This is a genomic window from Micromonospora sp. B11E3 (genome assembly GCF_039871625.1).
GTDB lineage: Bacteria > Actinomycetota > Actinomycetes > Mycobacteriales > Micromonosporaceae > Micromonospora.
On sequence record NZ_JBDPMC010000012.1, the window covers coordinates 15188 to 36946 of the forward strand.

22 protein-coding genes and 1 pseudogene are annotated in these 21759 nt (G+C 73.5%); 13 read left to right on the forward strand and 10 right to left on the reverse strand.

Annotation, left to right across the window (positions count from 1 at the left end):
• The first annotated feature begins 91 nt into the window (after nt 1-91).
• Nucleotides 92-874 (forward strand): 3-hydroxybutyrate dehydrogenase, encoded by a 783-nt coding sequence (locus ABGB16_RS09125; protein WP_347667540.1) that lies wholly within the window; start codon nt 92-94, stop codon nt 872-874.
• Between the two features lie 14 nt (nt 875-888).
• Nucleotides 889-2811 (forward strand): helix-turn-helix domain-containing protein, encoded by a 1923-nt coding sequence (locus tag ABGB16_RS09130; protein WP_347667541.1) that lies wholly within the window; start codon nt 889-891, stop codon nt 2809-2811.
• Nucleotides 2812-2830: 19 nt separating this feature from the next.
• On the opposite strand, the gene ABGB16_RS09135 is transcribed toward ABGB16_RS09130, so the two are convergent.
• Both ABGB16_RS09135 and ABGB16_RS09140 read right to left on the reverse strand, forming a co-directional pair.
• Nucleotides 2831-3388, reverse strand: a complete 558-nt coding sequence (locus tag ABGB16_RS09135; RefSeq protein ID WP_347667542.1) for a TetR/AcrR family transcriptional regulator — start codon at nt 3386-3388, stop codon at nt 2831-2833.
• 20 nt (nt 3389-3408) lie between these two features.
• Nucleotides 3409-4977, reverse strand: coding sequence for an MFS transporter (locus ABGB16_RS09140; RefSeq protein WP_347667543.1), 1569 nt, complete (start codon nt 4975-4977; stop codon nt 3409-3411).
• A gap of 850 nt (nt 4978-5827) precedes the next feature.
• On the opposite strand from ABGB16_RS09140, the gene ABGB16_RS09145 reads away from it, so the two are divergent.
• Entirely contained in the window at nt 5828-6421 is a 594-nt protein-coding gene (locus ABGB16_RS09145; RefSeq protein ID WP_347667628.1) for a hypothetical protein, read from the forward strand.
• Between the two features lie 123 nt (nt 6422-6544).
• On the opposite strand, the gene ABGB16_RS09150 is transcribed toward ABGB16_RS09145, so the two are convergent.
• Nucleotides 6545-7198 carry an NAD(P)-binding domain-containing protein gene (locus ABGB16_RS09150; protein WP_347667544.1) on the reverse strand — a complete coding sequence of 218 codons (654 nt, stop codon included), beginning with the start codon at nt 7196-7198 and terminating at the stop codon, nt 6545-6547.
• Between the two features lie 171 nt (nt 7199-7369).
• Here ABGB16_RS09150 and ABGB16_RS09155 point away from each other — a divergent pair, with 171 nt between their 5' ends.
• Nucleotides 7370-7948 (forward strand): TetR/AcrR family transcriptional regulator, encoded by a 579-nt coding sequence (locus tag ABGB16_RS09155; RefSeq protein WP_347667545.1) that lies wholly within the window; start codon nt 7370-7372, stop codon nt 7946-7948.
• Nucleotides 7949-8108: 160 nt separating this feature from the next.
• Here ABGB16_RS09155 and ABGB16_RS09160 read toward each other — a convergent pair whose 3' ends face one another.
• The 3 genes and pseudogenes from ABGB16_RS09160 to ABGB16_RS09170 form a co-directional block, all read right to left on the reverse strand.
• A complete protein-coding gene (locus ABGB16_RS09160) occupies nt 8109-8441 on the reverse strand; it encodes a hypothetical protein (protein ID WP_347667636.1) in 333 nt (110 codons plus the stop codon).
• An 80-nt stretch (nt 8442-8521) separates the two neighbouring features.
• Nucleotides 8522-8782: pseudogene (locus tag ABGB16_RS09165) on the reverse strand (response regulator); the annotation flags it as partial.
• Complete coding sequence (locus tag ABGB16_RS09170; protein WP_347667546.1) at nt 8779-10437, reverse strand: ATP-binding protein; 1659 nt, start codon at nt 10435-10437, stop codon at nt 8779-8781. The pseudogene ABGB16_RS09165 and the gene ABGB16_RS09170, both read right to left, overlap by 4 nt.
• A gap of 99 nt (nt 10438-10536) precedes the next feature.
• On the opposite strand from ABGB16_RS09170, the gene ABGB16_RS09175 reads away from it, so the two are divergent.
• From ABGB16_RS09175 to rraA, 6 genes are read left to right on the forward strand one after another with little or no spacing between them, the layout of a single operon-like run.
• Nucleotides 10537-11541 carry a tripartite tricarboxylate transporter substrate binding protein gene (locus ABGB16_RS09175; RefSeq protein ID WP_347667547.1) on the forward strand — a complete coding sequence of 335 codons (1005 nt, stop codon included), beginning with the start codon at nt 10537-10539 and terminating at the stop codon, nt 11539-11541.
• Between the two features lie 5 nt (nt 11542-11546).
• Nucleotides 11547-12158, forward strand: coding sequence for a tripartite tricarboxylate transporter TctB family protein (locus ABGB16_RS09180; RefSeq protein ID WP_347667548.1), 612 nt, complete (start codon nt 11547-11549; stop codon nt 12156-12158).
• Entirely contained in the window at nt 12158-13660 is a 1503-nt protein-coding gene (locus tag ABGB16_RS09185; protein ID WP_347667549.1) for a tripartite tricarboxylate transporter permease, read from the forward strand. Before ABGB16_RS09180 ends, ABGB16_RS09185 begins: the two co-directional genes overlap by 1 nt.
• Entirely contained in the window at nt 13657-14049 is a 393-nt protein-coding gene (locus tag ABGB16_RS09190; RefSeq protein WP_347667550.1) for a universal stress protein, read from the forward strand. The genes ABGB16_RS09185 and ABGB16_RS09190 overlap by 4 nt, the downstream gene beginning before the upstream one ends.
• Nucleotides 14050-15255, forward strand: coding sequence for an MFS transporter (locus ABGB16_RS09195; protein WP_347667551.1), 1206 nt, complete (start codon nt 14050-14052; stop codon nt 15253-15255).
• A 14-nt stretch (nt 15256-15269) separates the two neighbouring features.
• Nucleotides 15270-15749, forward strand: a complete 480-nt coding sequence (gene rraA, locus ABGB16_RS09200) for a ribonuclease E activity regulator RraA (protein WP_347667552.1) — start codon at nt 15270-15272, stop codon at nt 15747-15749.
• Between the two features lie 6 nt (nt 15750-15755).
• Here the strand turns inward: rraA and ABGB16_RS09205 are convergent, their stop codons facing one another.
• Nucleotides 15756-16565: a hypothetical protein gene (locus tag ABGB16_RS09205; protein ID WP_347667553.1), complete on the reverse strand. Its 810-nt coding sequence runs from the start codon at nt 16563-16565 to the stop codon at nt 15756-15758.
• A 74-nt stretch (nt 16566-16639) separates the two neighbouring features.
• On the opposite strand from ABGB16_RS09205, the gene ABGB16_RS09210 reads away from it, so the two are divergent.
• The gene (locus ABGB16_RS09210) at nt 16640-17584 is read left to right on the forward strand and encodes a Ppx/GppA phosphatase family protein (protein WP_347667554.1); all 945 of its coding nucleotides are present in this window, start codon (nt 16640-16642) and stop codon (nt 17582-17584) included.
• Between the two features lie 72 nt (nt 17585-17656).
• The gene (locus ABGB16_RS09215) at nt 17657-18463 is read left to right on the forward strand and encodes a sugar phosphate isomerase/epimerase (RefSeq protein WP_347667555.1); all 807 of its coding nucleotides are present in this window, start codon (nt 17657-17659) and stop codon (nt 18461-18463) included.
• Between the two features lie 70 nt (nt 18464-18533).
• Here ABGB16_RS09215 and ABGB16_RS09220 read toward each other — a convergent pair whose 3' ends face one another.
• From ABGB16_RS09220 to ABGB16_RS09230, 3 genes are read right to left on the reverse strand one after another with little or no spacing between them, the layout of a single operon-like run.
• On the reverse strand, nt 18534-19103 hold the full coding sequence (locus ABGB16_RS09220) for a CGNR zinc finger domain-containing protein (RefSeq protein ID WP_347667556.1): 570 nt from the start codon (nt 19101-19103) through the stop codon (nt 18534-18536).
• 19 nt (nt 19104-19122) lie between these two features.
• A complete protein-coding gene (locus tag ABGB16_RS09225; RefSeq protein ID WP_347667557.1) occupies nt 19123-20289 on the reverse strand; it encodes a glutathionylspermidine synthase family protein in 1167 nt (388 codons plus the stop codon).
• A 1-nt stretch (nt 20290) separates the two neighbouring features.
• The gene (locus tag ABGB16_RS09230; RefSeq protein ID WP_347667558.1) at nt 20291-20566 is read right to left on the reverse strand and encodes a hypothetical protein; all 276 of its coding nucleotides are present in this window, start codon (nt 20564-20566) and stop codon (nt 20291-20293) included.
• Between the two features lie 99 nt (nt 20567-20665).
• On the opposite strand from ABGB16_RS09230, the gene ABGB16_RS09235 reads away from it, so the two are divergent.
• Nucleotides 20666-21586: a proline dehydrogenase family protein gene (locus ABGB16_RS09235; RefSeq protein ID WP_347667559.1), complete on the forward strand. Its 921-nt coding sequence runs from the start codon at nt 20666-20668 to the stop codon at nt 21584-21586.
• The last annotated feature ends 173 nt before the right edge of the window (nt 21587-21759 follow it).

Consider the following 21759-nt stretch of genomic DNA (forward strand, 5'->3'; position numbering starts at 1 on the left):
GCCGGGACGGCAGGCGCCACATAAGGTGGCCGTCGAGTATGTGTCGCCGACCCATGTGCGGTGGGCCACACAACTCGTAACTTCTTGCGCCATGACGGCAGAACCAGTGGCGGTCCCCCACGTCGTACAGGTCGACCTGGCCGGTCGCACCGCCCTCGTCACCGGCGGTGGCAGCGGCATCGGCCGGGCCTGTGCCCTGCGGCTGGCCGCGGCCGGCGCGTCCGTGCTGGTGGTCGACCGCAACGTCGAGGCGGCCAAGGAGGTCGCGGCCGAGGCCGGCGGGCGGGCCGAGGGGGTCGACCTGGCCGACGCGGCGGCGATCGACCGGCTCGACGCCGCCGTGGACATCGTGGTCAACAACGCCGGACTGCAACATGTCGCGCCGGTGCAGGACTTCCCGGCCGACCGCTTCGCCTACATCCACCGGGTGATGGTGGAGGCCCCGTTCCTGCTCGTCCGGCGTGCCCTGCCGCACATGTACGCCCGGGGCTGGGGCCGCATCGTCAACATCTCCTCGGTGCACGGGCTGCGTGCCTCCGCGTACAAGTCGGCGTACGTCTCGGCGAAGCACGCGCTGGAGGGGCTGTCGAAGGTGGTGGCGCTGGAGGGCGCGGCGCACGGGGTGACGGCCAACTGCATCAACCCGGCGTACGTGCGCACGGCGCTGGTGGAGAGCCAGATCGCCGACCAGGCGGCCACCCACGGCATCCCGGAGTCCGAGGTGGTGGAGAAGATCATGCTGGCCCGGGCCGCGATCAAGCGGCTGATCGAGCCCGAGGAGGTCGCGGAGCTGGTCGCCTACCTGTGCTCCCCGCCGGCCTCCTTCATCACCGGCGCCTCGATCGCCCTCGACGGGGGCTGGACGGCGAACTAGTGGCGCCCCGCACAATGTCGGTCATGTCGTCGCCGGTGGAGTTCCTGGAACTGCTCGCCCGGGAGGCGGCCGCGGTCGAGTTCGAGGGGCCGCTGGTCGCCGCCCGGGCCGCCGGCCTGCCCGCCGACCGACTGGCCGAGCTGGAGCAGGCCAAGGTGGTGGCGCTGCGGGTCCGCGCGCTGCTGGAGCGCCGGCGCCGCCGGGAGATCGAGCTGTCCGGCCTGTACGACACGGCGAGCGACCTGGCCGGCCTGCGCGACCTGGACGACGTGCTGCGGGCGATCGTGCACCGGGCCCGCAACCTGCTCGGCGCCGACGTGGCGTACATGACGCTGAATGACGACGAGCACGGCGACACGTACATGCGGGTCACCGACGGGTCGGTCTCGGCCCGGTTCCAGCGGCTGCGGCTGCCGATGGGCGCCGGCCTGGGCGGCCTCGTGGCGCAGTCCGGCACCCCGTACGTCACCGCGAACTACCCGGAGGACGACCGCTTCCACCACACCGGGGAGATCGACGCGGGGGTGGGCGAGGAGGGCCTCGTGGCGATCCTCGGGGTGCCGCTGCGGCTCGGCTCCACGTCGATCGGCGTGCTGTACGCGGCCAACCGCTCGGCCCGGCCGTTCGCCCGCGAGGAGGTGGCGCTGCTGGTCTCCCTGGCGGCACACGCGGCGGTGGCCATCGACACGGCCCGGCTGCTGGCCGAGACCCGCGCGGCGCTGGAGGAGCTGTCGGCGGCGAACAGCACGATCCGCGCGCACAGCAGCTCCGTGGAGCGGGCGGCGGCGGCGCACGACCGGATGACCGCGCTGGTGCTGCGCGGCGGCGGGGTGGAGGACGTGGCGGCGGCGGTCACCGAGGTGCTCGGCGGGGCGCTGCTGGCGCTCGACGCCGAGGGCCGGCGGCTGGCCCGGGTGGGCGACATCGAGGAGCCCGACCGGGCGGACCTGGTCGAGGCGGTGGCGGCGTCGCGCACCGAGGGGCGCAGCGTCCGCCGCGGCCCGCTCTGGTACGCGGCGGTCGTGGCCGGCGCGGAGAACCTGGGCGCGCTGGTGCTGCGCCCCGACGGCGAACTGGTCGACGCCGACCAGCGGATCCTGGAACGGGCGGCCCTGGTCACCGCGCTGCTGCTGCTGTTCCGCCGGACGGTCGCCGAGGCCGAGGGGCGGGTCCGGGGTGAGCTGCTCGACGACCTGATCGCCCGGCCGCTGCGGGACACCGACGCGCTGCGCAGCCGGGCCCGCCGGCTCGGGGTGGACCTGGACGCCCCACACGCGCTGGTGGCGGTCGACGACGACGCGATCGCCGCGACCGGGTCGGCCCGGCAGCGGGTGCTGTCCTGGGCCACCACGTACGCCTCGACCCGCGGCGGCCTGGCGGCGGCGCGCGACGGCCGGGTGGTGCTGATGCTGCCCGGCCGGGACGCGGGCGCCGCGGCCCGCGCGGTGTCGCGGGACCTGTCCCGGATCACGGGACGGCCGGTGACCGCCGGGGCGAGCGGCCCGTCGACCGGCCCGGCGTCGCTGGCGGGCGTCTTCCAGGAGGCGGACCGCTGCCTGTCGGCCCTGGGTGCGCTGGGTCGGGCCGGGCAGGGGGCGAGCACGGCCGAGCTGGGCTTCGTCGGGCTGCTGCTCGGGGCGGTGGGCGGCGACCGGAGCGACCGGGACGTGGCCCGGTTCCTGGCCGCCACGGTCGGGCCGGTGGTGGACTACGACGCCCGGCGGGGCACCGCCCTGGTCCGGACACTGGAGGCGTACTTCGGGGTGGGCGGGAGCCTGGCCCGGGCGGCCGAGCTGCTGCACGTGCACGTCAACACGGTGACCCAGCGGCTGGAGCGGGTCGGCCAGCTCCTCGGCGCGGACTGGCAGAAGCCGGAACGGGCGCTGGAGGTGCAGCTGGCGCTGCGCCTGCACCGCCTGCGTACGCCCTCCGGCTGAGGCGGCCGGGCTCCGGCGCTCAGCGGGCGCGGATGCCCTCCAGCACGCCGTCGACGATCCGCTCGGGGAGCGGGACCTCGTCCAGGTCGGGGTGCCAGCGCAGCAACCGCTGGATCAGCATCGGGCCGGTGAGCAGGGCCATCGCCACCTCGACGTCGAGGTCGGCGCGCAGCTCGCCGCTGCGCACCCCCCGGCGGAGCACCTCGCGCATCAGCGTCCGGCGGGGCTCGATGATGTTCTGGTACAGCTGGTAGTGGTCCGGGCTGCGGTTCGCCTCGGGCACGAGGCACGGCATGATCTTCGCGGCCCGGGGATCGATGTTGTGGCCGACCGCGCCGACCAGCAGCACGAGGTCGTCCCGGACGGAGTGGCCGGCCGGCTGCGGCACGATGCCCTTGAGCCGGCGCAGCGCGTCGATCAGCAGCGCGTTCTTGCCGGGCCAGCGGCGGTAGATGGTGTTCTTGCCCACCCCGGCCCGAGCGGCGATCGCCTCGATCGTCAGCGTCTCGATCGTGTTGCCGTCGGCGAGCAGGTCGAGGGTGGCCTCCACGATGGCCTCGTCCGCGGCAGATGTCATGCCCGACATTGTCGCCGAACCTACGGGGTTCCAGCCAACTCCGGCTCGCCGGCCACCGGCGACGCCGACGGCCGACGCTCGGCGCGGCCGGGCAGCCAGCGCAGCGCGACCACGACGCCGAGCGCGGCGACCGCCGCGGACAGCGCCGCGGCCCAGTGCATGGCCGAGACGAAGGCGTGGTCGGCCGCCGCGACGAGGTGCGGCGCCGCCGGCCCGAGCTGGCCCGCCACCGCGTACGCCCCGGAGATCGACTCGCCGGCGGCCTCGTGGGCCTGGGCGGGCAGGCCGCGCAGGGCCGGCGCGACGTCGTCCCGGTACACCGCCGACAGGACCGAGCCGAGGACCGCGACGCCCAGCGCCCCGGCGACCTGCCGGACCGTGTTGCTGACGGCCGAGCCGACACCCGCCTTCTCCCGGGGCAGCGCCGACATGACCGACTCGGTGGCCGGCGGCATGACGTTGGCCATCCCGGCGCCCTGGAGCAGGTAGAGCACCAGGATCACCCAGATCGGGGTGCCCGCGTCGACGAACGCGAACGCCCCGAGGGTCACGGCGGTCAGGGTCAGCCCGACGACCGCGACAGCCCTGCCCCCGTACCGGCGGACCATCGCCGCGCTGCGCGGGGCGAAGACCAGTTGGGCGGCGGCGAACGGCAGGAAGAGCAGACCGGTCTCCAGCGGGCTGTAGCCGCGCACGAGTTGCAGGTAGAACGAGCTGAAGAACATCACGCCCATCGCGGCGAAGAAGACCAGCCCGACCATCGCCACGGGCGCGGCGAAGCGGGGCACCCGGAACAGCCGGACGTCCAGCGACGGGTGGTCGCTGCGCAGCTCGTGCGCGACGAACCAGGCCAGCACCGCCAGGCCGCCGAGGGTCGACGCCCAGACCAGGGGCCGGCCGAAGCCGTGCTCGCCGCCGTCGATGATGCCGTACGTGAGCGCCACCAGCCCGACCACGGACAGCAGCACGCCGGGCAGGTCGATCCGGCCGGGTTCGGGATCGCGGGACTCGGGCACCAGCAGGGCGACCAGGACCACGCCCAGCACGACCACGGGTACGTTGATCAGGAAGACCGATCCCCACCAGTAGTGCTCCAGCAGCACACCGCCGAGGATCGGGCCGATCGCCACGGCCAGACCGACGGCCCCGGCCCAGATGCCGATCGCCCGGCCACGTTCGCGGGGGTCGAAGACGTTGGAGATGATCGACAGGGTCACCGGCATGATCGCCGCTCCGCCCACGCCCATCAGCGCGCGGGCCGCGATCAGCTGGCCGGGGTTCTGGGCGTACGCCGACAGCAGCGACGACAGCCCGAAGAGCACCAGGCCGATCAGCAGGAAGCGCCGGCGGCCGGCGCGATCGCCGAGGACGCCGAAGGTGAAGAGCAGGCCGGCGAAGACCAGGGTGTACGAGTTGATGGACCACTCCAGTTCGCCCTGGCTGGCGCCGAGACCGTGCACGGGGTCGGCGAGGGTGCGCAGGGCGACGTTGAGGATGGTGTTGTCGAGGACGACGACGAGGAGGCTGATCACCAGCACCCCCAGGATCGCCCACCTCCTCGGATGTCCGGTGTTCTCGTGCGGTTGCATGTGCGGCTCCCCCCGGCTCGCCCCGCCGCGGTAGATTCGATACGGGGCAGACTCGTAATGCCGGTGAGCCTATGCGAGGACGTTTCGATACGGAACCGATCCGTATCGTTTGTGCGTCAGGTCACCCGGCGCCGCGGTCGGGCCCCACCCCGGTCCGAGGGTGGCCGCCGCGTCTTGATCGCCTCGATGTCGGCGACATGGGGCTATCCGAGCCCTCCGGATGCCGCCATGTCGGCGACATGGTGGCGGATCACCCGACCCGGGTGCGGCGATCGGCCCCGTATGTCCGGTCCGTGGGTTGGGGGGTGACCGGCGTCGGGTGGGATCGTGGCCGGGGCGGGGTGGATGCCGGTGCCGTGATCGACTCCATGGCGGCGACATGGGGCTGTCCGATGACACGGATGCCCCGATGTCGGTGGCATGGAGTGGGTCATCCCGGCCGGGGTGCGGCGATTCGCCGCCGTGTGTCTGGTTCGCGGCTGCTGCTGGTGTGATCGGCGGCATCGTGGGGGCGGAATCGTGGCCGGGGCGGGGTCGTTACACCTGGCGCACGACCGAGCAGCAACCGATGCCCCGGAGGTAGCACGACGCCCCCCGTCGGCTTTCCGGATCGAGGCGAGTCCTTGCCGGGTTCGGGCCGGGTGGAATGCGGGCCGGCTGCCGGTCGTTGTACATGGTCCCGGTGCCCGTGACGAGGCACTCCTTGGCCCGACCGGGCATCCCTGCCCCGCGGTCGCACCGGGCTCTTTCCCCCCCTTTTTCACGCTTTCGAGCGCCTGACGGTGCTTGCGCACACGCCTGCCCGATCCCCCTCGGCGGTGTGCGCCAACCCCCGAATGGAGCTTTGATGATGAACACGATGCTGCGTAAGAGCGTTCTCGGTATTGCCGGTCTCGCCTTCGCCGGTGGCCTCGCCGCCGGTCCCCTGCACACCACGGCCGCGCACACCGTCCCGGCGCAGGTGAAGCCGGTCGCGGTGGCCGTGCAGGCCGACAAGCCCGACAGCGGCAAGCTGGTCCCGCATGGGGTGCAGGGCGCGCAGTCGCGCATCGACCTTGATGGCGAGCAGGTGGCGAACGTGAAGGCGATCATCGCGGCGACGAAGAAGGCCGGCCTGCCTGAGCGGGCCGCGGTGATCTCGATCGCCACCAGCCTGCAGGAGTCGAAGCTGGAGAACCTGGGGCACCTGGGTGACCGTAACGACCACGACTCGCTGGGCCTGTTCCAGCAGCGTCCGTCGTCGGGTTGGGGCACCCCGGAGCAGATCACGGACCCGGAGTACTCGACGACGGCGTTCCTGAAGGGTTTGAAGCAGGTGGACGGGTGGCAGGACATGCCGCTGACCGACGCCGCGCAGACGGTGCAGGTGTCGGCGTACCCGGACGCGTACGCGCAGTGGGAGCAGCAGGCCGCCGACCTCGTCGCCCAGCACTGGAACAGCTGACCCACCGAGCAGCTGACCCGAGCACGATCGAACACGCAGGCAGGACGCCGCTGGCCGGCACCCCAGGACGGGTGCCGGCCAGCGGCGCTTCGGGACGGGCGGGGGCAGGCCCGTGGGTGGGAATCAGCGGACGATCTTGATGTTGAAGTTGCCGGTGCCGAGCCTGCCGTAGAGGCGCAGCCAGAGCGGCAGCAGCATCTCGGTGCCACGGGCGGTGGTGATGTCGCCCAGGTCGATCACGTCGGTGTGACCGAAGTCGGTGAGCAGTTCGGTGACCGCCTTCTTGGCGTCCGGGTCGTCGCCGGAGACGAAGACGGTGTGGTCGCCGTCGGCGAGTTGGCGCGGGTGGGCCATCAGGTCGGCGGTGAGGGTGTTGAGCGCCTTCACCACCCGGGTCCGCGGGAACGCCCGCTGGATCCGCTCGCCCAGCGAGTCGTCGTTGAGCACCGACAGGGTGGGCGGGAAGCCCTTGCCGAAGTCGAGCGGATTGGCGATGTCCAGGAGGACCTTGCCGGCCAGGTTCTCCTCGCCCACCGCGGTGAGCGCGGGGAGGGATCCGGCGCCACTGATCGCGTTCACCACCAGCTCTGCTTCGCGGGCGGCATCGGCGTGGCCGGCCAGGGCGACCTGGGGGTGGGCGGCGGCCCAGCCGGTCCAGTCACCGGCCCGGGTCGCCGCCACGTCGCGGGTCCCGACGGTGACCTCGTGCCCCCGCTCCGTTGCCCGTGCGGCGATCGCCCGCCCGACCATGCCGGTGCCCAGTACTGCGATGCGCATGTCGAAAATCCCGTCCTCGGTAGCCGCGCGTGGCTCGTGCCCCGCGCTTGTCCGGCAGAGACTAACAGACAGGTCTGTCTACCAACTACCCCCGACGACGACCTCCGCCTGGGGGCCGGAGACGGACGGGTCTGTAGCCTGGACCGAGCCGACGAAGCGGAGAGGAGAGCCATGCCCAGGCCGCGTACCCCCGCCGGCTCCGCGCGGGAGCGCATCCTCGACACCGCGTTCCGGCTCTTCTACGCGTACGGTCCGCGCGGCGTCGGGGTGGACACGGTGATCGCCGAGTCAGGCGTGGCCAAGGCGACGCTCTACAAGCACTTCCCGAGCAAGGACGACCTGGTGCTGGCGTACCTGGACAAGGTCGACCAGGCGTGGTTCGGGGCGCTGCGGGCCGCCGCCCGGGACGCCGGCGACGATCCGCGCGAGCAGCTCGTCGGCATGTTCGACGCGCTCGTCGGCGCCTGCCGTCGGGAGGGTTACCACGGCTGCGCCTTCATCAACACCGCCGCCGAGTCGCCCGCCGGCAGCCGGGTGCACGCCCGTACGGTCGAACACAAGGACGTGGTCCGAGCGTGGGTGACCGACCTGGCCCGGCGGGCCGGGGCGGCCGACCCGGCGCTGCTGGCCCGGCAGCTCACCCTGCTGCTCGACGGCGGCCTGGCCGGCGGGGTGCTCGACGGCGACCCGGCGGTGGCCGAGGCGGCCAAGCGCAGCGCACGCGCGCTGGTGGACGCCGCGCTCGCCTGAGCTCGCGGACCGCGTCGGTCACCTCGGCGCGGGGCCTCCGACGGGCCCGCGGACGCCACACGCGGAGCGCCCGGTCGCCGGAGGCGGGGAGGCGTACCGGATCCGGATCCTGAACGCCTGCGCGCGTCGAGTCCCCGGCCGTCGTCCGGCGGTCGTCCGGTCAGGCCACCCAGGCGTAGCGGCGCTCGGGACGGCCGGCCACGCCGTACTTCAGCGTCACCTCGGCCCGCCCCGTGTCCGAGAAGTGCTCCAGGTAGCGGCGCGCGCTGACCCGGGAGATGCCCACCCGATCGGCGCACTCGGCGGCCGAGAGCGTGCCGGAGTGCTGACGCAGGGCGCGCTCCACCAGCTCGGCGGTCTCCGGGCTGAGGCCCCGGGGCAGCGCGGAGGTGGGGATGTGCGCGGCGGTGCGGGAGAGCACCCGGTCGACGTCGGCCTGGTCGCTGACCACCGCGGCGCGCATGGCGTTGCGCCGGGCCGCGTACTGCTCCAACCGGGTCCGCAGCTCGTCGAAGTGGAAGGCTTGAGCAGGTAGTTGACCGCGCCGTAGCGGACCGCGCGCCGGACCGCCTCGGCCTCCCGCGCCGCGCTGATCACCAGGATGTCGCAGTCGTGCCGGGCGGCGCGCAGCCGGGTCACCACGTCCAGGCCGAACATGTCGGGCAGGTACAGGTCGAGCAGCACCAGGTCGGGACGGAGCTCGTCCACCGCCGCGATCGCCTGCTCGCCGGTGCTCGCCGTGCCGACCACGCGGAAGCCGGGGACGCGCTCGACGAACCCACGGTGGATGCGGGCGACCATGAAGTCGTCGTCGACGACCAGTACGTCGATCATCGGACTCCCTCCAGCGCGGCGGGCGCCGACAGCCGGGCGGTGAACATCGCGCCCTCCTCGGTGTTGCTCACCGCCACCTCGCCGCCGTGGCGCTTGCACACCAGTCGGGTGAGCGCCAGCCCGATGCCGCGCTCGCCGCCCTGCGCCGCCTTCGTGGTGAAGCCGTGGGTGAACACCTCCTGGGCCAGCTCGGGGGCGACCCCCGGCCCGGAGTCCCGGACCACGATCTCGACCGACGAGGCGTCCTGGCGCAGCTCGACCTCCACCCAGGCGGGGCGCTCCGCCGGGTCGCCGCCCGCCTCCCGGGCGCCCGCCACCGCCTCGACCGCATTGTCCACCAGGTTGCCGAGCACGGTGGCGACGTCCGCCGACAGCTCCGGCGGCAGCCGGTCCAGCCCGGTCCGCTCGGAGATCCGCAGCTCCACCCGGCGTTCGGCCGCGACGGCCGACTTGGCCATGAGCAGCGCGGCGACCGCCGTGTCGTGGATCCGGCTGGTGACGGTGAGGTCCAGGGACGCCCGGCGCTGGCTCAGCGCGTCGACGTACCGGACCACCTCGTCGTGCTCACCGATCTGGATCAGCCCGGAGATGGTGTGCAGCTGGTTGGCGAACTCGTGGGTCTGCGCGCGCAGCAGCTCGGTGGTGCTGCGGAACGAGCCGAGCTCCTGCTCGAGTCGGGCCAGCTCGGTGCGGTCCCGCAGGGTGGTCACCGAGCCGAGCCGGCGGCCGTCCTTGACCACCGTCATCCGGTTCATCACCAGCACCCGGCCGCCCCGGACGACCACCTCGTCGCGGGCCTCCGGGCCGCCCGTGCCGGCCAGCACGTCCCGCAGCCGCCCGGAGATCCGCAGGTCGGCGAGGCTGCGGCCGAGGCAGTGCTCGGGCAGGTCGAGCAGCCGGCGGCCGACCGCGTTCACCAGGGTGACCCGGTGGTGCGGGTCGAGCGCGATCACCCCCTCGGCGATGCCGTGCAGCAGCGCCTCCCGGTGCTCGGCCAGCCCGGCGATCTCCCGCGGCTCCAGGCCCAGGGTCTGCCGCTTGATCCGCCGGGCCAGCAGCCACGACCCGACCAGCCCGAGCCCGCTGGCGATGCCCAGGTAGGTCAGCAGGTAGGAGGAGGCCCCGACCAGTCGCTGCGACCAGGTCGGCGACGCCTCGCCGACCACCACCACGCCCAGGTGCCGGCCGGCGTTCTTCCTCGTCTCTGTGTCGTCGCCGAGCACCGGCACCTGCGCCACCAGTTGGCGCGACCCGCCAACCTCCAGCTCCCCGAACCAGCTCCGCCCCCGCAGGACGGCGGGGTCCCCGACCACCAGCGGGCTGCCCACCAGGGTCGGGTCGGTGGAGCTGACCACCCGGCCCCGGTCGTTCGCCACGGTCACCGAGGTCACGCCGGACTGGTTCGCGGTGGTCTGCACCAGGGGGGCGATGAGCTCCCCGGCGCCCGGCTGGCCGAGCGGCTCGCGCAGCAACGGACTGGCGGCGAGCTGCTCGCCGAGGGCGGCGACCCGGCGCCCCTCGACCCGGTTGAAGGTGGCTGCGGACTGGGCCAGCGACACGGCCGCCACCGCCACCAGCACCACGACGATGATCGCGAGCTGGAGGACGAGCAGTTGCCCGGCGAGCGTACGGCGCCGGGACGTGACCGCGACCACAAAGACCTCAACTTCCGCTGGGAACAGAAGGCAGACGCGGGGCCTGCCGGGAAGCCACTATCTTGCCGCCGGACACCACCGAAACGGAAGAGAAACAAGATGGCAACTCGGAGAAACGCGCTGGTCATGGGCGTTGCCGCCGCTGCGGCGATCGCCCTCGGCGGCTGCGGCGCCACCGCCGACAAGAACACCGACGGAGCCGGCGACGGCAAGCCGGTCGCCGGACTGCGGATCATGGTCCCCAACACCCCCGGCGGCGGATACGACACCACCGCCCGGACCGCCGCGAAGGTGATGGAGGACGCGAAGATCGCCACCGGTGTGCAGGTGTTCAACCTGCCGGGCGCGGGCGGCACCGTGGGCCTCCAGCGGACGGTGAACGAGAAGGGCAACGGCAAGCTCGCCATGCAGATGGGCCTGGGCGTCGTCGGTGCCTCGTACACCTCGAAGTCGGCGGCCACGCTGACCCAGACCACCCCGCTGGCCAAGATGATCGAGGAGGCCGGCGCCATCGTGGTGCCGAAGGACTCCCCGTACAAGACCATCGGCGACCTGGTCGCGGCCTGGAAGGCGAACCCGAAGGGCCTCGCCGTCGGCGGCGGCTCGTCGCCCGGCGGCCCGGACCACCTGCTGCCGATGCAGCTCGCGAAGACCGTCGGCATCGACCCCCGCCAGGTCAACTTCGTCTCGTACGACGGCGGCGGCGAGCTGCTGCCGGCCCTGCTCGGCAACAAGGTGGCCTTCGGCGCCAGCGGCTTCGGCGAGTTCCTCGACCAGGTCGAGGCCGGCCAGCTCCGCGTCCTCGCGGTCACCAGCGAGGCCCCGATCGAGGCGCTCAAGGACGTTCCGACGCTCAAGGCGTCCGGCATCGACCTGGTGTTCACCAACTGGCGCGGGATCGTCGCCCCGCCCGGCATCAGCGAGGCGGACAAGAAGGTCTGGATCGACGTGCTGACGAAGATGCACGACTCCGCCGAGTGGAAGGCCGAGCTGGCCAAGCGCGGCTGGACCGACGCGTTCGTCACCGGCGACGCCTTCGGCACGTTCCTCACCGAGCAGGACAAGACGGTGGCCGAACTGCTCAAGCAGCTCGGGTTGGCGTGACCGGGATGACGACCCGACCGGGCCGGGGCGGCGAGGCGCCGCCCCGGCCGTACCCCGAAGACGAGTCGGACCGGCCGGTGGACGTGCCGCCGGCCGGCCCCGCGGAACCGGCGGCGGCGACGGAGCCGGCCCGGCACACCGACCGCGCCCAGTACGGCGTCTGCGCGTTCCTGGCCCTCGTCGGCGGCTTTGTCATGGTCGAGGCGACGCGCATCGGGCACGCGGTGAACGCCGCCGACCCGATCGGCCCGAAGCCGGTGCCGATCCTGCTCGGCGTGCTGCTGCTCATCGTCGCGGCGATCTACGCGGTGGACGTGTACCGGGGCGGCGTCGGCGAGCCGGAGGCCGGCGAGGACGTCGACCTGACCACCCCGATCGACTGGCGGACCGTGCTGCTGCTGATCGGCGCGTTCCTGGTCAACGCCGTGCTCATCGACCGGCTCGGCTGGGTGATCAGCGGGACCATCCTCTTCTGGGGCTCCGCGTACGCGCTGGGCAACCGCCACTACGTCCGGAACCTGCTGATCGCCGTCGCGCTGTCGCTGGTCACGTTCTACACGTTCGCCATCGGGCTCGGGGTCAACCTGCCCGCCGGCGTGCTGCAAGGGATCCTGTGATGGACAACCTGGGCAATCTGCTCGACGGGTTCGCCAACGTGGTGACCCCGATGAATCTGCTGATCGCGCTGCTCGGCGTGACCATCGGCACCGCCGTCGGCGTGCTGCCGGGCATCGGGCCGGCGATGACGGTGGCGCTGCTGCTGCCCGTCACCTACGGGATGGAGCCCACCCAGGCGTTCATCATGTTCGCCGGGATCTTCTACGGCGGCATGTACGGCGGCTCGACCACCTCGATCCTGCTCAACACGCCCGGCGAGTCGTCGTCGGTGGTGACCGCGATCGAGGGCAACAAGATGGCGAAGGCGGGCCGGGCCGCCCAGGCCCTGGCCACCGCCGCGATCGGCTCGTTCGTCGCCGGCACCATCGCCACCCTGGCCCTCGTCCTGGTCATGCCGCCGGTGGTGGCGTTCGCGGTCAGCCTCGGCGCGCCGGACTACCTGGCGCTGATGCTGCTGTCGTTCATCGCGGTGACCGCGGTGCTCGGCGCGTCCCGGGTGCGTGGCTTCGCCTCGCTGCTGATCGGCCTGGTCATCGGCGTGATCGGGATCGACCAGACCGGCCAGCAGCGGCTCACCTTCGGTATCCCGCAGCTCGCCGACGGCATCGACGTGGTCGTGGTGGCGGTCGGCATCTTCGCCGTCGGCGAGGCGTTGTGGATCGCCGCGCACCTGCGCCGCAAGGCGGGCGAGGTGATCCCGGTCGGCCAGCCGTGGATGGGCAAGCAGGACTGGAAGCGGTCGTGGAAGCCGTGGCTGCGGGGCACCGCGTACGGGTTCCCGTTCGGCGCGCTGCCGGCGGGCGGGGCGGAGATCCCGACCTTCCTGTCGTACGCGACGGAGAAGAAGCTCTCCAAGCACAAGGAAGAGTTCGGCCGGGGCGCGATCGAGGGCGTCGCCGGGCCGGAGGCGGCCAACAACGCCTCCGCCGCGGGCACGCTGGTGCCGATGCTGGCCATCGGCCTGCCCACCAACGCCACCGCCGCGGTGATGCTGGCCGCCTTCCAGCAGTACGGCATCCAGCCCGGCCCGCTGCTGTTCACGCGGGAATCCACCCTCGTCTGGACGCTGATCGCCAGCCTCTTCGTCGGCAATCTGCTGCTGCTGGTGCTCAACCTGCCGCTCGCCCCCGCCTGGGCGCGCCTGCTGCGGATCCCGCGCCCGTACCTCTACGCCGGGATCATCTTCTTCGCGACGATGGGCGCGTACGCGGTCAACGCCCAGCCGTTCGACCTGTTCCTGCTGCTCACCCTCGGCCTGCTCGGCTTCGGCATGCGCCGCTTCGGCCTGCCGGTCCTGCCGCTGATCGTGGGCCTCATCCTCGGCCCGCGCGCCGAGTTGCAGGGGCGGCGTGCGTTGCAGCTCTCCGGCGGCGAGCTGCACGGCCTGATCGGCGGATGGGTGTCCTGGCTGATCTACGCCACGATCGTGATCGCGCTGCTCTGGCCGCTGCTTCGCCGGTTCGTCGTACGTCCCCTTCGGGAGAGGTTGGTGACCGCATGACCGTGCTGGTGGGTTACGTGCCCTCGGCCCTCGGTGAGGCCGCCCTGCGGGCGGCGATCGAGCAGGCGAGGTTCCGCGACGAGCCGCTGCTGGTGGTGAACACCTCGCGCGGGGACGCCTACGTGGACCCGCGGCTCGCCCAGGACCACGACCTGGACCGGGTGGCCCGCGAGCTGACCGCCGCCGGGGTGCCGCACACGATCCGGCAGCTGGTGCGGGGCCGGGACGCCGCCGAGGAGATCGTCGACATCGTCGAGGCGGAGGACGTGTCGCTCGTGGTGATCGGCATCCGGCACCGCACCCCGGTGGGCAAGCTGATCATGGGATCGGCCGCGCAGGAGATCCTGCTCCGGGTGCCCTGCCCGGTGCTCGCGGTGAAGGCCGACTGAGTGGCGCCCGGGGGCTCGGGGGTCCCCGGGCGCGCCCAGACCGCGCTGCTGCTCACGCACACCATCGTGGTGCAGGCGGTCACCTTCATGCTCCGGCCCGCGTCCGCGTACCGGGCGCTGGAGCTGGACGTACCAGGGGCCTGGCTGGGCGTGCTCGGGGCCAGCTTCGCCGTCGTACCGCTGGTGTTGGCCGTGCCCAGCGGGCACGCCGTGGACCGGTTCGGCGAGCGCCGGGTGGCGCTCGCCGGGTCGGTCCTGCTCGCCGCCGCCGGCCTCGGCTTCGTGCTGCTCGCCGGCTCCGTGGCCGGCCTGGTGGTGGCCAGCATGCTGCTCGGCACCGCCCATCTCTGCGCGGTGGTGGCGCAGCAGGCCCTCGTCGCCAACCGCACCCCGGCCGACCGGTACGACGCGGCGTTCGGCTACTACACCTTCGCCGCCTCGCTGGGCCAGGCGCTCGGCCCCGGCCTGATCGTGGTCTTCGGCGGGGACCGCCCGATCCCCGACACCCGGGCGATCTTCCTCGGCGCCACCGCGCTCGCGCTGCCGCTGCTGGTGGCCGCCGCGTTCCTCCGCCCGTCCGGGCACCACCACGCCGCCGCCGGGCCGGGCGGCGGCGGGATGCGCGACCTGCTCCGCCAGCCGGGGCTGGTGCGTGCCCTCACGGTCAGCTGCGTCGTCCTGGCGGCGGTCGACATCACCCTGGTCTACCTGCCCGCCCTCGGCGCCGAACGCGGCATCGCCGCCGGCGCGATCGGCGTGCTGCTCGGGCTGCGGGCGGTCGCCTCGATGGCATCCCGGCTGGGGCTCGGCCGGCTGGTCGCGGTGTTCGGCCGGCGGGCGCTGCTCATCGGCACCGTCGCGCTCTCCGCCGCCGGGCTGGCGCTGCTGCTGCCGCCGCTGCCGTTCTGGGCGATGGCCGTGGTCGTCACCGTCGCCGGTCTCGGGCTCGGCGCCGGTCAGCCGCTGACCATGTCGTTCCTCGCCGAGGTCGCGCCGCCCGGGCTGCGCGGCCGGGCGATGTCCCTGCGGCTCACCGGCAACCGGCTCGGCCAGGTGCTGATCCCCAGCGCCGCGGGTGTGCTGGCGGCCGGCGCCGGGGCGGCCGGGGTGCTCGCCTGCACCGCGGCGGGGCTGGCCGGCGCGGCGGTCGCCGCCACCGGCCTGCACCGGTCGCCGCCCGCGGATCCCGAAACCAACCCCGCATGAGAGGACCCACCACCATGGAGACCCCCACCACCGCCGACCTCTGCGACCGGTACGGCGACGTCCTCGGCTCGTGCGACGCGCAGCTGCGGCAGTTCGGCGGCGTAGCCGCCTTCGGCGGACCCACCGTCACGGTGCGCTGCTTCGAGGACAACGCCCTGGTGAAGTCGATCGTCTCCGAGCCGGGGGAGGGGCGCGTGCTGGTGGTGGACGGCGGCGGGTCGCTGCACACCGCCCTGATGGGCGACCTGATCGCCGGCGCCGCGGCGGAGAACGGCTGGGCCGGCGTGGTGATCAACGGCGCGGTCCGCGACGTCGCCGCCCTGCGAACCCTGCCGATCGGCATCAAGGCGCTCGGCTCGAATCCGCGCAAGAGCGGCAAGACCGGCGCCGGCGAGCGGGACGTCCCGGTGTTCTTCGGCAACTGCGTCTTCACGCCCGGGGCCGAGGTGTACAGCGACGACGACGGCATCGTCGTCCTGCCCGCGCAGGCGTAGGGCCGGTCAGCCCTCGGTGGCCGGGTGGGGGGCGATCTGGCCCTGGCGCAGCCGCGCCGCGCACAGGGCGGCCAGCCTCTCGTACGCGGGGGCACCGATCAGCGCCGTCAGTTCGGGGCCGTACGAGACGTACATCGGCTCGGCGCCGACGTGCGCGTCCGTCGACGAGGTGCACCACCAGTCCAGGTCGTGCCCGCCGGCGCCCCAGCCCCGCCGGTCGAACTCCGACAGCGTGGACACCAGCACCTTCGTGTTGTCCGGCCGCTTCTGCCAGTCCTGGTCGCGCCGGATCGGCAGCTGCCAGCACACGTCCGGCTTGTACTCCAGCGGGTGCACCCCGTCGCGCAGCGCTTGGGCGTGCAGGGCGCAGCCGGCCCCACCCGGGAAGCCGGCCTCGTTGAGGAAGACGCACGGGGCGTCGACGTCCCGGGTGGCGGTGCGCCGGGCCGGGGTCTTGCCGTCGACGGTGTCGTTCTCGGTCCAGTTCTTGAACCCGCGCCGGTAGTGCTGCCAGGTCTCGGGGGTCAGCCGCTTCACCGCGGCCCGGACCCGCTTCTCGTCGTCCGAGTCGGTGAAGAACGCGCCGTGCGAGCAGCAGCCGTCGGCCGCCCGGCCGGCGACGATGCCGTGACATCCCCTGCCGAACAGGCACGTCCACCGGGACAGCAGCCAGGTCAGGTCGGCCCGGACCAGGTGCCTCTCGTCGGCCGGGTCGACGAACTCGATCCACTCCCGGGGGAAGTCCAGCTCCACCTCGCGGCTGCGCGGATCGTCGGGGTCGTCCACCAGCACCCGCAGCTCAATCTGGCCCGTCACCCGGCCCAGCGTACGCCCGGTGCCGGGCTCCCACCGGCGAGCCGCCCATTCGGCGAGGCCCTAGTGTCGTCACCATGCGACTGGGGGTTCTCGACGTCGGTTCGAACACGGTGCACCTGCTGGTGGTCGACGCGCACCACGGGGCGCACCCGTGGCCGGCGCACTCGGAGAAGGTCGTGCTCCGGCTGGCCGAGCAGATCGGCCCGGACGGCGCGCTGACCGAGGCGGGCGCGGAGAGCCTGGTCGGGGCGGTCGGCGAGGCCCGGGAGGCGGCCACCCGGCTGGCCGTGGACGACCTGCTGGCGTTCGCCACCTCCGCCGTGCGGGACGCCGCCAACGCCGGTGAGGTGCTGGCCCGGGTGCGCGAGGAGACCGGCGTGCGGCTGGAGGTGCTCTCTGGCGCCGATGAGGCGCGGATGACGTTCCTCGCCGTGCGGCGGTGGTTCGGCTGGTCGGCGGGGCGGCTGCTGGCGCTGGACATCGGCGGCGGGTCGCTGGAGATCGCGGCGGGCATCGACGAGGAGCCGGACGTCGCCGTGTCGCTGCCGCTCGGCGCCGGGCGGCTGAGCCGGGAGTGGCTCCGGGTCGACCCGGCCGGCGCCGTGCCGCCGTCGGCCGAGGCCGTGGAGGAGCTGCGGGCGTACGTCGACGAGCTGCTCGACCCGGTGGTCGGGAAGATGGCCGACGTGGGCTGGGAACGCCCGGTCGCCACCTCGAAGACGTTCCGCACGCTGGCCCGGCTGGCCGGGGCGGCCCCGTCCCGGGCGGGGCTGTGGGCCCGGCGCAGCCTCACCCGCGACGGCCTGCGGCAGGTGCTCGGCTTCGTCCGGCACATCCCGCCGCGGCAGCTGCCGGAGCTGGAGGGGGTGAGCGCCGGACGCGCCCACCAGCTGCTGGCCGGCGCGCTGGTCGCCGAGGCGGTCATGCGCCGGCTCGACCTGACGTCGCTGGACATCTGCCCCTGGGCGCTGCGCGAGGGGGTCATCCTGCGCCGGCTGGATCAGCTCGAATCGATGTGATTCCGAGGCGTTACGGGGGTTTTGCGACTGCTCGTCACGATGCCGCAACGCGGGCGGGCTACCCTGGCAGGTGTGACTTCCCGCGTCCCGGTGCTCCTGTCCACGTCCTCGGTCTTTCCTGAGCGGACCGCGGCGGCGTTCCAGATGGCCGCGGCGGTCGGCTACGACGGCGTGGAGGTGATGGTCTGGACGGACGCCGTCAGCCAGGACGCCGGCGCGCTGCGCGGGCTGGCCGGGCACTACGGCGTGCCGGTGCTCTCCGTCCACGCGCCCTGTCTGCTGGTCACCCAGCGGGTGTGGAGCCCCGACCCGTGGGAGCGGCTGCGGAAGGCGGCCGAGCTGGCGGAGACCCTCGAGGCGCCCACCGTCGTGGTGCACCCGCCGTTCACCTGGCAGCGCGACTACGCCCGCAACTTCTCCGAGGGGCTGGACCGGATCGCGGGGCAGTTCCCCGGGCTGCGCTTCGCGGTGGAGAACATGTACCCGGTGCGGATGGCCGGCCGCCAGTTCGTCCCGTACGTCCCGGGCTGGGACCCGACCGAGACCGGCTACCCGGCGTACACGCTCGACCTGTCGCACTGCGCGGCGTCGCACACCGACTCGATGGAGATGGCCGACCGGATGGGCGACCGCCTGGCCCACGTGCACCTGGGCGACGGCACGGGCGAGGGGCGCGACGAGCACCTGGTGCCCGGGCGCGGCACCCAGCCCTGCGCCGAGCTGCTGCGCTCGCTGGCCGGGCGCGGCTTCACCGGCTCGGTCGCGGTCGAGGTGACCACCCGGGGCGCGCGGAGCCGCGCCGTGCGCGAGGCCGACCTGCGCGAGGCCCTGGAGTTCGCCCGCGCCAACCTCACCGCCCCCTCCCCGGTCGACGCCTGAGCGCCGGCGCCGTCCAGCGCGCCGACCGGGTGGACGGGGTCAGCTGACCGGCGTCAGCGAGTCGGGCCGGTCAGCTGACCGGCGTCAGCGACTCGGCCGGGGCGGCGGCCTGCTCGCCCACGGCCGCGCGCTTGCGCGCGCGGTGCGCGGCCACGTGCGAGCGGGTGGCGCAGCGCTCCGAGCAGAACCGCCGGCAGCAGTTGGACGAGGTGTCCAGGTAGACGTTGCCGCAGCGCTCGTCGGCGCAGACCCCGAACCGGGCGCTGCCGTACTCGCAGAGCCACACCGACAGGCCCCACACCGCGCCCGCCAGGTACTCCGCGCTCACCGACGCGCCCCGACTGGTCACGTGCATGTGCCAGTCGCTGGAGTCGTGCCCCGAGATGCGCGGTTGCACCGGGTACGCCTCCAGCAGCGCGTTCAGCTCGGCCACCGCCTGGGCGTCCCGCCCCGAGGTGCCGTACTCGAAGACGTCGCGCAGGCGCTTCTGCGCGCGCCGGAAGATCGCCAGGTCCCGATCCGCCACCTCGTCGCGCATCCACGCGTTGTCGTCGGGGATGAGGGCACGCAGGTCGTCGAGGCCGTCCAGCCGGGCGTTGACCAGGTCGACGCCGGTCCGGGCGTACGCGTCGAAGTTCACGCCCTCAACGGTAGACGACTCAGGGGATTCGCGGCGCGTCGATGTAGTGCGGCAGGAACCGCGAGTAGCCGTCGGTGATGAGGTTCCGGCTCTCCCGCACCCCCGCGCCGGCGGACTCGCCGTCGACGATCCAGCTGCCCAACACCGCCCGGTTGCCGGCGAACTCCGGCAGGGCCCGGAACTCCTGGTAGCAGAAGCCCTCCTCGCCGTAGATGCCCGGATTGGCGATCTCCCCGCCGCCGGTGACGATCCGCACCGAGGCGCCCTCCCGGCCGAGCAGCGGCTTGGCCACGTACTCGGTCATCCCGCGCGGCGAGTCCAGGTACGCCGGCAGCAGGTACTCGTGCCCCGGGTACAGCTCCCAGAGCACGGCCAGCAGCGCCTTGTTCGACAGCAGCAGCTTCCAGGCCGGCTCGATCCAGGTGGTCGGGGTGCCCGGGTCCAGCGCCAGCGGCCCGTACGGCTCCGCCAGCATCCACTCCCAGGGATAGAGCTTGAAGCAGGTGGTGACGGGCCGGTGGGCGGCGTCGACGAAGCGTCGGCCGTCCCAGCCGATGTGCTGGATCGGCAGCAGCTCGGCCGGGAGCCCGGCCTGTCGGGCCGTCTCGGCCAGGTAGCCGGCAGTGATCTGGTCCTCGCCCGACTCCTCCTCGTTCGACCAGACCACGTGCACCTGCTTCTCGTGCAGCTCCCGGCCGATCCTCGCCCAGGCGGCGACGAGGCGCTCGTGCAGGCTGTTCCACTGGTCCGCCTCGGGGCGGGTCTCCTCCAGCCAGTACCACTGCACGATGCTCGCCTCGACCAGCGAGGTGGGGGTGTCGGCGTTGTACTCCAGCAGCTTGGGCGGCCAGCTGCCGTCGTACCAGAGGTCGAAGCGGCCGTAGAGGGTCGGCGGCTCCTCGCGCAGCGACCGGGCCACCGCCTCGGCCGCCCAGGCGGGGATGCCGAACTCGGCGTACCGGTTGCGGGCGACGACGTGTGCGGCGGCGGCGAGCGACATCCGGTGCAGCTCCTCCGTCGCCTCCTCCAGCCGGAGCACCTCGTCCAGCTCGAAGGCGTACGCCGCCGTCTCGTCCCAGTACGACATGATCTCGCCGTCGGGCAGCTCGGTGTCGATGTACACCAGGCCCTGGGAGCGGACGGCGGCGTCCCAGCCGGGGCGCGGGGTGACCACCTCGCGCCGCACGTCAGCCCCCGCAGGAGGCGAGGTGGGTGCCGAAGCCGCCGCGCTCGGGCACGACCGTGGCGGTCGGCTGCGGTGCGGTGCGCGGGGCGTCGCCGACGGCGGGCACCCGCATCGCCAGCGCGACCGTCCCGCCGCCGCCGACCGGACCGAGCGCGCAGTCGTCGTCATCGTCGTCGTCGGATGTCATGTTGCAGCCGGAGAGGGCGAGCGCCAGGGCGGTCAGCGCGCCGAGCTGCACGGTGGCCGAGCGGAGCCGGCGTCGGGGGTGTCGTTCCACGACATCGTTGTAGCGGACCCGCGCCACGGCCGCCGCCCCGGGCCCGCGAGCGCCGCCGCCCCCCGGCGCGGGGGCGCGCCCGGGCGTTACGCTCGGCTCATGCTCCGTTCCGTCATCCTCGCCGCCTCCCGGTCGTCCCAGGTCGAGCGGCTCATCGCGACGGCGCCCTTCACCCGGGACGTCGTCCGCCGGTTCGTCGCCGGCGCGGGCACCGACGACGCGTTGCGCGCGACCCGCGAGCTCGTCGCCGACGGTCTCGCCGTCGCCCTGGACAACCTCGGCGAGGACACCGTCACCCCCGAGCAGGCCACCGCCGCCCGGGACGAGTACCTGAAGGCGCTGCGGCTGCTCTCCGCCGCCGGGCTCACCCCGGCCGCCGAGGTCAGCGTGAAGCTCTCCGCGTTCGGCCAGCTGTTCGACGAGCAGCTCGCGTACGACAACGCGCGGGCGATCTGCGCGGCGGCGGACGGGGCGGGCACCACGGTCACCCTGGACATGGAGGACCACACCACCACCGACTCGACCCTGGACATCCTGATCAAGCTGCGCAAGGACTACCCGGCGACCGGGGCGGTGCTCCAGGCGTACCTGCGGCGGACCGAGTCGGACTGCCGCGAGCTGGCCACGGCCGGTTCCCGGGTGCGGCTGTGCAAGGGCGCGTACAAGGAGCCGGAGTCCGTGGCGTACCAGTCCGCCCGCGAGGTGGACAAGTCGTACGTCCGGTGCATGAACATCCTGATGTCCGGCGACGGGTACCCGATGCTGGCCACCCACGACCCGCGCCTGATCGCCATCGGCGAGGACCGGGCCCGCTGGTTCGACCGGGGGCCGGACCGCTTCGAGTTCCAGATGCTGTACGGCATCCGGCCGGAGGAGCAGGCCCGGCTGGTCGGCGAGGGCTACGCCGTGCGGGTGTACCTGCCGTACGGCACCGACTGGTACGGCTACCTGATGCGCCGGCTCGCCGAGCGCCCCGCCAACCTGGCGTTCTTCGGCCGGGCGCTGATGTCGAGGAAGTAGCCCCCGCCCCGCCGACTGACGGCTTCCGCCGGGGTGGGCGCTATCCGGTCTCGCCCGCCAGCCGGGGTGGCCGGTGCCGGACACGGGCGTGGCCCGTGCCGGCGTTCCGGCACGGGCCACGGATCAGATCGACCCCCGGTGGCGCCGCGCCCCGGCTTTACCGGGTACGCGGC

Coding starts and splice junctions, on each gene's coding strand:
- ABGB16_RS09185 (WP_347667549.1), top strand. CDS start 12,158: ATGGACAACCTGGGCAATCTGCTCGACGGGTTCGCCAACGTGGTGACC.
- rraA (WP_347667552.1), top strand. CDS start 15,270: ATGGAGACCCCCACCACCGCCGACCTCTGCGACCGGTACGGCGACGTC.
- ABGB16_RS09180 (WP_347667548.1), top strand. CDS start 11,547: ATGACGACCCGACCGGGCCGGGGCGGCGAGGCGCCGCCCCGGCCGTAC.
- ABGB16_RS09135 (WP_347667542.1), bottom strand. CDS start 3,388: ATGACATCTGCCGCGGACGAGGCCATCGTGGAGGCCACCCTCGACCTG.
- ABGB16_RS09235 (WP_347667559.1), top strand. CDS start 20,666: ATGCTCCGTTCCGTCATCCTCGCCGCCTCCCGGTCGTCCCAGGTCGAG.
- ABGB16_RS09210 (WP_347667554.1), top strand. CDS start 16,640: ATGCGACTGGGGGTTCTCGACGTCGGTTCGAACACGGTGCACCTGCTG.
- ABGB16_RS09175 (WP_347667547.1), top strand. CDS start 10,537: ATGGCAACTCGGAGAAACGCGCTGGTCATGGGCGTTGCCGCCGCTGCG.
- ABGB16_RS09145 (WP_347667628.1), top strand. CDS start 5,828: ATGAACACGATGCTGCGTAAGAGCGTTCTCGGTATTGCCGGTCTCGCC.
- ABGB16_RS09140 (WP_347667543.1), bottom strand. CDS start 4,977: ATGCAACCGCACGAGAACACCGGACATCCGAGGAGGTGGGCGATCCTG.
- ABGB16_RS09150 (WP_347667544.1), bottom strand. CDS start 7,198: ATGCGCATCGCAGTACTGGGCACCGGCATGGTCGGGCGGGCGATCGCC.
- ABGB16_RS09130 (WP_347667541.1), top strand. CDS start 889: ATGTCGGTCATGTCGTCGCCGGTGGAGTTCCTGGAACTGCTCGCCCGG.
- ABGB16_RS09155 (WP_347667545.1), top strand. CDS start 7,370: ATGCCCAGGCCGCGTACCCCCGCCGGCTCCGCGCGGGAGCGCATCCTC.
- ABGB16_RS09125 (WP_347667540.1), top strand. CDS start 92: ATGACGGCAGAACCAGTGGCGGTCCCCCACGTCGTACAGGTCGACCTG.
- ABGB16_RS09190 (WP_347667550.1), top strand. CDS start 13,657: ATGACCGTGCTGGTGGGTTACGTGCCCTCGGCCCTCGGTGAGGCCGCC.